General features: G+C 66.6%; 10 protein-coding genes. 9 read left to right on the top strand and 1 reads right to left on the bottom strand.

Going from position 1 to position 12,183, the window contains the following annotated elements:
• Nucleotides 1–7 precede the first annotated feature (7 nt).
• The 8 genes from nuoL to QAD21_RS01850 all read left to right on the top strand — a co-directional run bounded on the left by nuoL (nt 8) and on the right by QAD21_RS01850 (nt 10,150).
• Nucleotides 8–1,921, top strand: a complete 1,914-nt coding sequence (gene nuoL, locus QAD21_RS01885) for an NADH-quinone oxidoreductase subunit L (protein ID WP_165630735.1) — start codon at nt 8–10, stop codon at nt 1,919–1,921.
• On the top strand, nt 1,918–3,522 hold the full coding sequence (locus tag QAD21_RS01880) for an NADH-quinone oxidoreductase subunit M (protein ID WP_165630736.1): 1,605 nt from the start codon (nt 1,918–1,920) through the stop codon (nt 3,520–3,522). The genes nuoL and QAD21_RS01880 overlap by 4 nt, the downstream gene beginning before the upstream one ends.
• The gene (nuoN, locus tag QAD21_RS01875; protein WP_165630737.1) at nt 3,522–5,294 is read left to right on the top strand and encodes an NADH-quinone oxidoreductase subunit NuoN; all 1,773 of its coding nucleotides are present in this window, start codon (nt 3,522–3,524) and stop codon (nt 5,292–5,294) included. The genes QAD21_RS01880 and nuoN overlap by 1 nt, the downstream gene beginning before the upstream one ends.
• Nucleotides 5,295–5,661: 367 nt before the next feature.
• Complete coding sequence (locus tag QAD21_RS01870) at nt 5,662–6,105, top strand: LpqN/LpqT family lipoprotein (RefSeq protein ID WP_159369887.1); 444 nt, start codon at nt 5,662–5,664, stop codon at nt 6,103–6,105.
• 49 nt (nt 6,106–6,154) lie between these two features.
• Entirely contained in the window at nt 6,155–6,400 is a 246-nt protein-coding gene (locus QAD21_RS01865) for a hypothetical protein (protein ID WP_223259070.1), read from the top strand.
• 58 nt (nt 6,401–6,458) lie between these two features.
• Nucleotides 6,459–7,337: a LysR family transcriptional regulator gene (locus QAD21_RS01860; RefSeq protein WP_280360435.1), complete on the top strand. Its 879-nt coding sequence runs from the start codon at nt 6,459–6,461 to the stop codon at nt 7,335–7,337.
• Nucleotides 7,334–8,260: a serine hydrolase gene (locus QAD21_RS01855; RefSeq protein ID WP_165630739.1), complete on the top strand. Its 927-nt coding sequence runs from the start codon at nt 7,334–7,336 to the stop codon at nt 8,258–8,260. Before QAD21_RS01860 ends, QAD21_RS01855 begins: the two co-directional genes overlap by 4 nt.
• 99 nt (nt 8,261–8,359) lie before the next feature.
• Nucleotides 8,360–10,150 carry a penicillin-binding transpeptidase domain-containing protein gene (locus tag QAD21_RS01850; RefSeq protein ID WP_280360433.1) on the top strand — a complete coding sequence of 597 codons (1,791 nt, stop codon included), beginning with the start codon at nt 8,360–8,362 and terminating at the stop codon, nt 10,148–10,150.
• 67 nt (nt 10,151–10,217) lie between these two features.
• Here QAD21_RS01850 and QAD21_RS01845 read toward each other — a convergent pair whose 3' ends face one another.
• Complete coding sequence (locus QAD21_RS01845) at nt 10,218–11,819, bottom strand: alkaline phosphatase D family protein (protein WP_068972617.1); 1,602 nt, start codon at nt 11,817–11,819, stop codon at nt 10,218–10,220.
• A gap of 133 nt (nt 11,820–11,952) precedes the next feature.
• On the opposite strand from QAD21_RS01845, the gene QAD21_RS01840 reads away from it, so the two are divergent.
• Complete coding sequence (locus QAD21_RS01840) at nt 11,953–12,177, top strand: amphi-Trp domain-containing protein (protein ID WP_058251007.1); 225 nt, start codon at nt 11,953–11,955, stop codon at nt 12,175–12,177.
• Nucleotides 12,178–12,183: the final 6 nt, after the last annotated feature.

The raw sequence follows: 12,183 nt of genomic DNA, 5'->3' as shown, positions 1-12,183 counted from the left end.
AGGATTGGTGAACGCCGAACTCACTGCGTCATTGCTCTGGCTGATCCCGGCTCTGCCGCTCCTGGGTGCGGCGATCCTCCTTCTCGGTGGTCGCGCCACGGACCGGTGGGGGCATCTGCTCGGGACGGGCCTCGCGATCGCGTCGTTCGCGGTGGCGCTGATCATGTTCACCGGCATGGTGTCCCGATCTGCTGACGACCGCGTCGTGTCGGACGTCCTGTTCAGTTGGGTACCGGTGGGCGAGCTCCAGGTCGACTTCGGGTTTCTCCTCGACCAGCTGTCGATGTGCTTCGTCCTGCTGATCACCGGCGTCGGCTCGCTCATCCACGTCTATTCGATCGGCTACATGCAGCACGATCCAGATCGTCGCCGATTCTTCGCCTACCTCAACCTGTTTCTCGCGGCCATGCTCGTCCTGGTCCTGGCCGACAACTACCTGGGTCTCTACCTCGGCTGGGAAGGCGTCGGACTCGCGTCGTACCTGCTGATCGGTTTCTGGCAGCACAAGCCGTCGGCGGCCACCGCGGCCAAGAAGGCATTCGTCGTCAACCGGGTCGGCGACATCGGACTCGCTGTCGCCCTGATGATCATGTTCGCCGCCTTTGGCTCAGTGGCCTTCACCGCGGTGTTCGACGGTGCTTCCCAGGCAGGCGAGACGACACTCACCGCACTGGGTTTCGTGCTGCTTCTCGCCGCATGCGGCAAGTCGGCGCAGGTGCCGCTGCAGTCGTGGCTGGGCGACGCGATGGAGGGCCCGACGCCGGTGTCGGCGCTGATCCACGCCGCGACCATGGTGACCGCCGGCGTCTACCTCATCGTGCGCTCGGGCCCGATCTTCGACCTCGCCCCCGCCGCCCAGGTCGGGGTCGTGGTCGTCGGCGCGGTCACCCTGTTGTTCGGTGCCGTCATCGGTTGCGCGAAGGACGACATCAAGAAGGCGCTCGCCGCGTCGACGATGAGCCAGATCGGGTACATGGTGCTGGCCGCCGGGCTCGGTCCGGCGGGTTACGCGTTCGCCATCATGCACCTCCTCACCCACGGGTTCTTCAAGGCGGGGTTGTTCCTCGGTGCGGGTTCGGTGATGCACGGGATGAACGACGAGACCGACATGCGTCGCTACGGCGGACTGCGCGCCCTCATGCCGATCACGTTCGTCACCTTCGGCGTCGGGTATCTCGCGATCATCGGTGTGCCGCCGTTCGCGGGCTTCTACTCGAAGGATCACATCATCGAGGCCGCGTTCGGAGCGGGTGGAGCGAAAGGTCTGATCCTCGGTGGCGCAGCACTTCTCGGCGCCGGGATCACCGCGTTCTACATGACCCGGGTCATGTTGCTCACCTTCTTCGGCGAGAAGCGTTGGCACGACGGCACGCACGCGCCGGCACCTCACCCGCACGAGTCGCCGCGTGTCATGACCGGCCCGATGATCCTGATCGCGCTCGGCTCCGTTGCCTCGGGCGGCCTCCTGGCCATCGGCGGGTCGCTGGAGACGTGGCTCGAACCCGTTGTCGGAGAACACACCGAGCACCATCTCCTCCCGGTGTGGGCCATGACGGCGATCATCCTGCTCGTGGTCGCCGTCGGCGTGGCTGTCGCCTACCGTCAGTACGCGACTCGACCGGTGCCGGTGACCGCGCCCGAGGACGTATCGGTGCTCACCGTCGCCGCTCGCCGCGATCTGTACGGCGACGCCGTCAACGAGGAGCTGCTGATGCGGCCGGGTCAGCGGGTCACCGCCGGCCTCGTCGCGGTCGAGTCCGACGGCGTCGACGCGCTCACCAGTGGTGTCGGTGATGCGGTGACCGGCGCGTCGCGTCGAATACGCGGGTGGCAGAACGGTTATGTCCGGTCGTATGCCTTGTCGATGTTCGCGGGTACCACCGTGATCGTGGCCCTGGTGATGGCGGTGAACGTCCTGTGAGCATCCCCTGGTTGACCATCCTCTGGGTTGCGCCCGCCGTCGGCGCGGCCCTTGTCCTCGCGGTCCCGGCGCACCGGGCGACCGCGGCGAGATGGTTCGCGCTCGTGGTGTCCGTGGCTGTCCTTGTCCTCTCGATCGGTCTCGCGGCCGGTTTCGATCCCGGTGGCGAGCGCTACCAGTTCGTCGAAGACGTCAGCTGGATACCGGCGCTGGGCACGCGTTACGCGCTGGGGCTCGACGGCATCGGACTCGTCCTGGTGCTCCTGACCGCGGCACTCCTGCCCCTGCTGCTCGTGGCCGGCTGGCGCGATGCCGAGTCGGCCGGCTCGCTGGACAATTCGGGTGGCCGCGCGCAGAAGGGCCCGCACATCTACCTGGCGCTGTTCCTCGCCACCGAGGCGATGGTGCTGATGAGTTTCGTCGCGCTCGACGTGCTGCTGTTCTACATCTTCTTCGAGGCGATGCTCATCCCGATGTACTTCCTGATCGGCGGGTTCGGCACCGGACCCAACCGATCGGCAGCCGCGGTGAAGTTCCTGCTGTACAACCTCTTCGGCGGACTCCTTCTGCTGGCTGCGGTGATCGGACTCTACGTGGTGACCGCCCAGGACGGGGTGGGCCCAGACGGTGGCGGGACGTTCGCGCTGCCGGACATCGCCGCAGCTGTCGCGAGCGGACAGATCGACGACTCGACCGGGTTGGCCAAACTCCTGTTCCTCGGCTTCCTGTTCGCCTTCGCGGTGAAAGCGCCGCTGTGGCCGTTGCATTCGTGGTTGCCCGACGCCGCCGTCGCCGCCACGCCCGCCTCGGCGGTGCTGATGATGGCCGTGATCGACAAGGTCGGGACCTTCGCGATGCTGCGATTCTGCATGCAACTGTTCCCGGACGCGTCCCAGTACTTCGCGCCCCTCGTCTGCGGACTCGCGGTCGTCAGCATCGTCTACGGCGCGGTTCTGGCAATCGGCCAGACCGACGTGATGCGGCTCATCGCCTACACGTCCATCTCGCACTTCGGCTTCATCATCCTCGGCATCTTCGCGATGACCGACCAGGGCCAGACCGGGTCGACCCTCTACATGGTCAACCACGGGATCTCCACCGCCGCACTGTTCCTCATCGCCGGCTTCCTCGTGTCACGCCGTGGGAGCACCCTGATCGCCGACTACGGCGGCGTGCAGAAGGTCGCGCCCGTCCTCGCCGGCACCTTTCTCGTCGCCGGGCTCGCCACCCTCTCGCTCCCGGGGCTGGCCCCGTTCATCAGCGAGTTCCTGGTCCTCATCGGCACCTTCACCCGCTACCCGGTTGCCGCGGTGATCGCCTGCTCGGCACTCGTTTTGTCGGCGATCTACATCCTGTGGACGTATCAGCGCATGATGGGCGGACCGACGAAGCCGGCGGGCGACCGCTTGTCGTCGATGCGGGACCTGGCGGGTCGCGAACTCGTGGTCGTCGCTCCGCTGCTCGCCCTGCTCATCGCGCTGGGGGTGTATCCGGAGCCGATGATCGACCTGATCGATCCGGCGGTACAGGCCACGCTCACCACTGTCGGCGTCGAGGCGCCCGAACCAGCCGTCGCCGAGTCTGATCCGGAGGGCAACTGATGACATCGACCACCCTCGTCGACGGTCCGATGACGCTGGCCGCCATCGACACCCCCAGCGTCGAATACGCATCTCTCGCACCGATGCTCATCGTGTTCGGCGTCGGGGTCGTCGGGGTGCTCGTCGAGGCGTTCGCGCCGCGTCGTCTGCGGTATCCCCTGCAACTCTCGCTCGCGCTCGGCGGGTTGGTCGTCGGGTTGGGTGCCCTGATCGCGGTGGCGGTCGCGCAGACACACGATGGCGCGAACGGCGAGTTCGCGATGTCGGGTGCGGTCGTGATCGATCGACCGGCGCTGTATCTACAAGGGCTGCTGCTGATCATCGCGGTCATCGCCGTCGGGCTCATGGCCGAGCGCCGACTCGAGCGAGTGGTCGCACCGGTGACGATGCGAAGGCTCGCCGGGGTCGGCGGCGGGGACGACGCGATCACGAGTGGCGGCCCGGCCGGTGGCGGGGTGGACGCCGACATGTTCACCCCCTCGGGTGCCTCGGTACCCAACACCGATGCCGAGTTCGAGGCCACCCGCGCCGGAGCGGTGACGACCGAGGTCTTTCCCCTGGCCTTGCTCGCGGTGGGCGGGATGATGCTGTTCCCGGCGTGTGGGGACCTGCTCACGATGTTCATCGCGCTGGAGGTGTTCTCGCTCCCGCTGTATCTGCTGTGCGGACTGGCCCGGCGTCGGCGCCTCATCTCGCAGGAAGCCTCCCTGAAGTACTTTCTGCTGGGCGCCTTCTCGTCTGCGTTCTTCCTGTTCGGAGCGGCCTTCGTCTACGGAGCCACCGGTTCACTCAACCTCTCGACGATCGGTGCGTCGATCTCGGCGATCGCCGACAGCGGCGGTGACACGACACTGGCACTCATCGGGCTGGCGCTGCTCGCCGTCGGCCTGCTGTTCAAAGTGGGTGCGGTGCCGTTCCATTCGTGGATTCCGGATGTCTATCAGGGCGCTCCGACGCCGGTCACCGCATTCATGGCCGCCGCCACCAAGGTCGCCGCTTTCGGCGCGCTGCTCCGGGTCTTCTACGTCGGCTTCCCGGGCCTGAGGGAGCAGTGGGAACCCGCGTTGTGGGCGGTGGCCATCGCGTCGATGGTCATCGCCTCGGTCATGGCGGTGACCCAGAACGACGTCAAGCGGATGCTCGCGTACTCGTCCATCGCGCACGCCGGGTTCATCCTGCTCGGCCTGATCGCCTTCGACGAAGCCGGACTCGGCGCCACGCTGTTCTACCTCGCCGCCTACGCGTTCACCACTCTCGGCGCCTTCGCCACCGTCGCCGTCATCCGTGAGCCCGACACCGACGCCGGTCCCTCTGCCCGCGCAGTCGCCATCCACGGCACGGCACCGCTGCCGCGAAACCCACACCTGTCCGGCCGCGAGGCCACCGACCTCACCCAGTGGTCGGGGTTGGGGCGCCGTTACCCGCTGGTGGGCGCCATGTTCTCGGTGTACCTGCTCTCCTTCGCGGGCATTCCGCTGACCAGTGGCTTCATCGCCAAATTCGACGTCTTCGCCGCCGCGGCCGGTTCCGGCGGCGGCGTCCTCGTGGTCATCGGCGTCATCAGCAGCGCCATCGCCGCCTATGTCTACGTCCGCATCATCGTCGCCATGTTCTTCGACGACGTCCCCGCCTCCGGCGCCCCGCACGTGGTCAAACCCAGTGTGCTGACGACGACCGGTATCGCCCTGTGCACCCTCGCGACCGTGGCCCTCGGCATCTTTCCGCAACCGCTGCTCGACCTCGCCGACTCGGCGGCGGTGTTCTTGCGCTGACAGATGATCAGGAACGGATCCGTCAACGCAACGTCGACCACTGCGGAGTTGTGCAGGATCGTGCACGGTCACATATCGAGTTGGGGCATTTGGGTCCGGTATGCGACGCATACTGCCCCCGCGTCAGGCACTATGGTCGCGCTACGTCGTCCAAACGCATCGTCCGACCTGCGGGTCTTCTCTAGCCGATGTCCCGTCTCCGTCAACGCTCAGCAAAAGACCGAGCGGCAACGGATATTGTGAGCGATCCATCAAAATAGGAGCGCCGCCAATGTCTGATCTCGACCCCCTCGGTGAGCGTCTACGCCTAATGGCGGTGTCTCAGGCAAAAGTGACCGATCACCGATCGGTTGCCGGAATCGTTCGGGTGGACGTTGATCACGCGGCGTATCAACGCGACCCAGCAGCGGCACGGTGCGGCCTCCTCGACCGCTACGTCGCCACCGCTCACGCGGACCGTGACGGTCGTGACACGATCTCCATCGCCCTGACGAGATTCATCGTCGATTCTTCGGTCGACGTGAATGACCTGCTCGATCACGCCTTCGTGGAGTCTCGTAGCCTCCCCGGGTGGATCGAGGAACGGGCGGACCGATACCCGATCAGCGATCGCACCGAAGGCGGAACCATCCATGCCGGGCACTGGGTCGGCCCGGAGGGACGGTCGCGGTATCTGGTGAACAAGAACGTCCTGTATCAACGAGCGAACGTGGTGTATCTGCTGCAGAGTTCTGCCACCACCGCGTCCGCCAACCCGACGGTGCAGGCGCATGTGCAGGACATCGTGGTGTCAGCCCACCTCGAGGATTGAGAGCGACATGGTGACCCGGCACTCCGTTGTGTCCAACCTGGAGTCGGCCATGAACACCGTCATCCACTTCGTCGCCGATCCGAATGATGCCAGCTGGTACAGGGGTGACGCCGAGCGACATACGCTCTACCTGCGTATGGGCAACTTTCCCGATGAAGAGGCGTTCTCGCTGTACCTCGGTCACGGCAGATGGATGGACTTCTCAACTCCTCCGGCCACTTGGACAATCGCGACTACGACACAATGGCCGCCAACTGCGCGCCCTCGGTTACCCAAAGGCGAGTTCCACGAGTGACACTCGCCCACTTCTCAGCTGAACCGTTCCCGGGGTCGACCATGCCATCCTGGAACCCGTGGATCTGATCAGGCACCTACGGTTCTTCGTCGCCGTGGCCGAGGAGGGCCACTTCGGCGAGGCCGCTGCGCGCTTGGAGATGACACAACCGCCGGTGTCGCAGGGTCTGCGTCGCCTGGAGAAGCAGCTGGGACTCCAGCTCATCCGACGCACCACTCGCGGCGCCGAACTCACCGATGCCGGAAGCGAACTGCTTCCGCGCGCACGTCTACTCGTCGACGACGCCTCGAGATTCGTCGGCGAGGCCCGTCGGCTCCACGAGCGTACCGAGGTATTGCGTTGGGGTACCCCATCACTGGTCGGCCCGACGATCACGGCCACGCTGGCACGCCGCATCGCCGGGGTCGCGTCCGGACAGGACACGGTCAGCTCCTCGACGGTGAATCTTGTCGAACAGGTGTCGGCCGGGTCACTCGACCTTGCGGTCGTCGAAGCGCCCTGCGTCACCGGGTCGTTGGCCACCGGACCGGTCGTCGTCCTCAAGCGTTCGATCGTGGTGCCCGCTTCGCATCCGACAGCAGATGCCGATCGGCCGCGCCTGCGCCAACTCGCGGGGTTGCACTTCTGCCACACACCAAGGTCGTTCAACCCGCCCGCGCACGACCAGCTGATCGACCGGCTCCGAGAGTCCGGCCTCGACCCTCAGCTCGATCCGGTGACCTCCGCCGACCAAGTGCTGGCCGCGGTCGCCGCCGGGCACGCCTTCGCGCTGACCGTCGATCGCGATGTCCTCGCCGCGGTCGATGCCGTCCGCTGTCTGTCCGTCGGACCGGACGCCACCGCGCTGCGCCTTCGCGTCGTCTACCGCGAACCCGGCCTCAGCGAGGTGGCGGAGGTCGTCACCGCGGCCCTCTACCGAATCGGCAAGGCGACGTGAGCTCGTCGGCACCCCTCCCCGAGTCGGTCCGCACCGAGCTCGATCGCGCTGTCCACGAGACCTTCGCCGACGCCGGCTGTTCGGGGTGCGTGCATGTTCGGACGATCGGTCCGACGCCGGTCGAGTACTGCCAACACGCCGACACCCCGGTCGTCCTCGCGTCGGTCTACAAACTCGCGGTGTTGGTCTCCCTGTGCCGCATGGCAGATCGCGGCGACATCGATCTCACGGCGTCGATCACCGTCGATCCCACCCGATGGGCGCAGGGCCCGACCGGGCTCGCACTGTTCTCGGACCCGGTCACCATTTCCTGGCGCGACCTCGCCACCTCGATGATGACCGTCTCCGACAACGTCGCCGCCGACGTCATCCTCGCCCACATCGGACTACCGCAGATCCGCGACGACCTGGTCGACCTAGGCCTCACCCACACCCGCATCGTCGGTGGTGTCGCCGAATCGCACGCACGTCTTCAGCGAGAGACCGGCACGAGCACCGTCGCCGAGGCGTTCGCCGCCCTGGCCGATCCCGACTTCGACGCCTCGGTCAGCGCCTACGACGCCGCCTACTCCAGTGCCGCGACACCGCGCGACTGCACGACGCTGCTCGACGCGATCTGGACCGATCGCGCAGCGTCCGCGGCGTCGTGCGAGTTCATTCGCCAGACGATGAGGAAACAGGTCTTCACTTCGCGCCTCGCTTCGGGGTTCCCGTTCCGCCGGGTGAGCGTCGCGGGAAAGACGGGCACGCTGGTCGCCGTTCGCAACGAGATCGGCGTCATCGAGTTCCCCGGTGAAGTGCCGATCGCGGTCGCGGTGTTCACGATGAGCGCGAGATCCGAGATGGCGCTACCCGAGGTCGACCGCGCCATCGGAGAGGTGACCCGCGTGATCGTCACCGAACTCCGAAGACCGGACGAGTGACCCGAAACCGGCCCGCGAACAGCGGCGATAGCGATCTGCTATCGGCCGATCGCGTGCCGAAACTTGGCATCTCGGCGTCCCGATGGGTTGGCTCGAGACATGCGTCGATGGTGGGCACTGGTGAGTGCATGTGCGGTGATCGCCGGCACGGTGTCGGGTTGCTTCCTGTCCTCGGACTCACCTGAGGATGCGCTGCGGTCGTTCGCGGCCGCGCTGCAGGAGGGCGATGCCACCAGAGCCGCGGCGCTCACCGACGATCCGGCCGCGGCAGGCGCGGCGATCACCGCCATGTTCGACGGCATGGGCCGCACGCCCAAGCTCTCGGTCGCGGCCGACCTGGTCGACGACAAGGAGGTCAGCGGCACACTCGACCATCGCTGGCAGATCCGCGATCGGATTGTCGGGTATCAGACTTCTGTCGTTCTCGCCGAGTCGGATTCCCACTGGAAGATCCGGTGGCAGCCCTCCGTCCTGCACCGGCAACTCCGTGCCGGAGAATCGTTCTCGTACAGCGACGATCGCGCCTACCGGACGCCGGTCCTCGACACCAACGATCGGCCGCTCATGACCTGGCAGGCCGTCACCCTGGTCACGTTGCAACGCGCGCAACTCGGTTCGGCGGAGATGCTCGCCCGCGCCCTCCGACCCGTCGAACCCGGTATGACCGCCGCCGGTATCCGCGCGGCCTTCGCGGGCAACTCGTCCAGCCGGTCGAGCCCCGTCGAGACCCACACGGTGATCCGGCTCCGCGAGTCCGATCTCCGGCGCGTCCAGCGCTCGGTGGAGTCGATCCCGGGTGTCGCGCTCAGCGAGCAAGGCGCGCTGCTCAGCGCCACCAGAGCCCTGCATTCGCCGGCGATGTCGGGACTCGAGGAGATCTGGCGCGAGCACATCGACGCCACGGCGGGGTGGTCCGTCCAGATCGTCGGCGCCGACGGCACACCCACTCATCTCGTCGACTCGGCGCAACCCGGTGTCACGCCACCGGTACGCACGACCCTCGATCGCGATGTCCAGACCCGAGCGCAACTCGCCGTCGACGGCGAACGACGCCCTGCCATGGTCGTGGCCATCGAACCGTCGACCGGAGGCATCGTCGCCGTCGCGCAGAACGATGCCGCCGACAGGTCGGGATCGTTCTCGCTGTCCGGGCTCTACCCTCCGGGTTCGACGTTCAAGACCATCACGACCGCAGCCGCACTGGACGCCGGAGCCGTGCAACCGACGTCACAGGTCCGCTGTCCCGGCCGCACCACCATCGAAGGTCGGACGATCCCGAACGAGGACGACTTCGACCTCGGGACCGTGTCACTTCCAACAGCTTTCGCGCGATCGTGCAACACGACGATGGGCGCCCTCGCGAACAGGCTGCCCGACGACGCGCTCACCGCCATGGCACGACGGTTCGGCATCGGCGCGGACTACACCGTTCCGGGCCTGACGACCGTCACCGGGTCGGTGCCCCGCGCCGCTTCACCTGCGTTGCGGGTCGAGAACGGCATCGGTCAGGGTACGGTGACCGTCAGCCCCTTCGGTCTCGCCCTGGCCGAGGCGAGCCTCGCGCGCGGTGAGACCGTGACCCCCGGCCTGGTTCGCGGAAGGGACACGACGGGAGACGTGGAACCGCAACAGATCCCGGTCGACGTCACTCGTGCACTCCGAAGCATGATGCGCGACACCGTCATCCGTGGGACGGCCACCGCCCTCCGCGACATTCCCGGTCTCGGCGGAAAGACCGGCACGGCGGAGTACGGCAACAACGAGAACCCGCACGGCTGGTTCGCCGGCATCGTCGGGGACCTCGCGTTCGCGACGCTCGTCGTCGGAGGCGGGTCGTCCGCACCCGCTGTCGAGGTGACCGGAGAGTTCCTGCGGCCGCTGAGCGAGTGAGCGCTTCCGCAGAGTGCGGGAACGGTACCGGATTCCGGGACGAATCCCGCACACTGTCGACGGGTCGTCACGACGCCGGTTCGAGGTCCTTTCGGTACAGGGTCTTGCCCGACGCGTCGACCAGATCCACGCTCAGCACCTTGGTCCTGCCGTCGATCGTCACCTCGCCGAAGTGTTGAAACCCCTCGGCCGGTGACACATTCGACTCGGTGGGCGCGTGAACGAATTCGTATTCGGCACCGAATGTGCTGTCCAACGGGCTCTCCGGGAACGCACCGGCGTGCAACGGTCCGGCGACGAACTCCCAGAACGGCGCAAAATCCTTGAAGCCGGCGCGGTCGGGCTCGTAGGAGATCGCGGCGGTGTAGTGGACATCGGCGGTCAGGAACACCACGTTCCGGACGTTCTTCGTCTGAGACAGTATGCGGGAGAACGCGATCTCACGACCAAGCGGATCGCCGGCATCACCCTGGGCCACCGCTTCCATCGCCTTCGGACCGTCCGGCGGTGTCGTGTTCTTGTCCGCCACGACGATGCTCAGCGGCAGGTCATTGGCGACGATCTTCCAGGTCGCCGTCGAACCCCGCAGTCCGTCGATGAGCCACTGGGTCTGTTCCGGACCGAGCAAGCCGTCGACGTTGTCCCCCGACCACGCATCGGGGTTCGGGTCCTTGTGGCTGCGCATGTCGAGGATGAAGACGTCGAGCAGCGGACCGTATGACACCCTGCGGTACAGACGATCCGAGGCACCGATCTCGACGGGTTGCCATTCCTGCCAGGCCTGACGTCCGTTGCGCGCCAACACGTCGACGCTCATCTCGGTGTATCCCTCGCGGCCCTGCCCCTCGAGACTCTCCCCGGGGAACCAGTTGTTGACGACCTCGTGGTCGTCCCACTGCACCAGTTGCGGGACTGATCCGACGAAGCGTCGGAAGTGGTCGTCGGTCAGGTTGTACGCGTAGTTTCCACGAAACTGATCGACGGTCTGCGCCACCTGCGCCTTCGCCGGACTGGTGATGTTCCGATAGGTCTTGCCGTCGTTCTGTTCCTGAGTCGCCTCGACCGGGTTGTCGGCGTAGATGGCGTCACCGGAGTGGATGAAGAACTGCGGATCACGGTCGGCCATGGTGGCGAAGATGGTCATCCCGCCCATACCTGGGTTGATGCCCCACCCCTGCCCGACCACGTCGCCGGACCACTGAAACCTGATGTCGCCGTCTCGTACCGGAGCTGTCGTGAAGATTCCGGTCGCCGGTTCGGAGAGCGCGCCGTCCTCACCTTCGAAGGTGACGCGATAGTGCACGGTCTGGCCGGGCTCCAGGCCGGCCACCCGCAGTCGGCCGGTCCCGTCGCCGGCGGGTGTCACCTGCGGTCCGCGAAATTTCCGTGCAGCACCGAAGGACTCGCTCGATGCGGTCTCGACGATCATGGTCGCCGGCCGGTCCGACCGCGCCCACACCAGCGCCCCTCCGCTGGTCACCTCGCCGGTGGCCACCCCGTGGGTGAGGACCGGCCGGTTCCTGACCAGACTCGGCGTCGCCGAACCAGGATTCGACGACCCGCAGGCCGCCAGCGCGGACCCGACCGGGACGAGGAGCGCGCCCGTAGCGGCAGTTCGCAGAATCGTGCGTCGGGACGTGGGACGGTCTGCTCGATGAGGTCGGGTCATGGGCGCCAGGGTGGCGCAGCACTTCCAATGGCTGGTGACAAATGGGTGACGAGAAGGTGTCCGTCTCCGAGCTCGGTGTCATCCGGCACGCGTGCCGCTTGACCGAATATGTCCGGTCGGCTCAGATGGACTGATGAGCGACGAACTGTTCGAGCACAAGACCAAGACCGAACTGACCCGTGAAGAGGCGGCGAAGAGGATCCACGAGCTCGCGGACGCCATCGCGCGTCACAACGAGGTGTCTTTCGTGGAGAACAACAAGACCGTCCGTGTCGACATCCCGGCGAAGGTGCAGCTGAAGATCGAGATCGAGCGGGGCGAAGACGAATCCGAGCTCGAGATCGAGATCACCTGGTAGGCAGCT

The organism is Gordonia sp. SMJS1, assembly GCF_029866425.1.
Classification (GTDB): Bacteria; Actinomycetota; Actinomycetes; order Mycobacteriales; family Mycobacteriaceae; genus Gordonia; species Gordonia hongkongensis.
The sequence above is the reverse complement of the archived record's forward strand: the minus strand, read 5'-3'. Positions and strand labels throughout refer to the sequence as shown.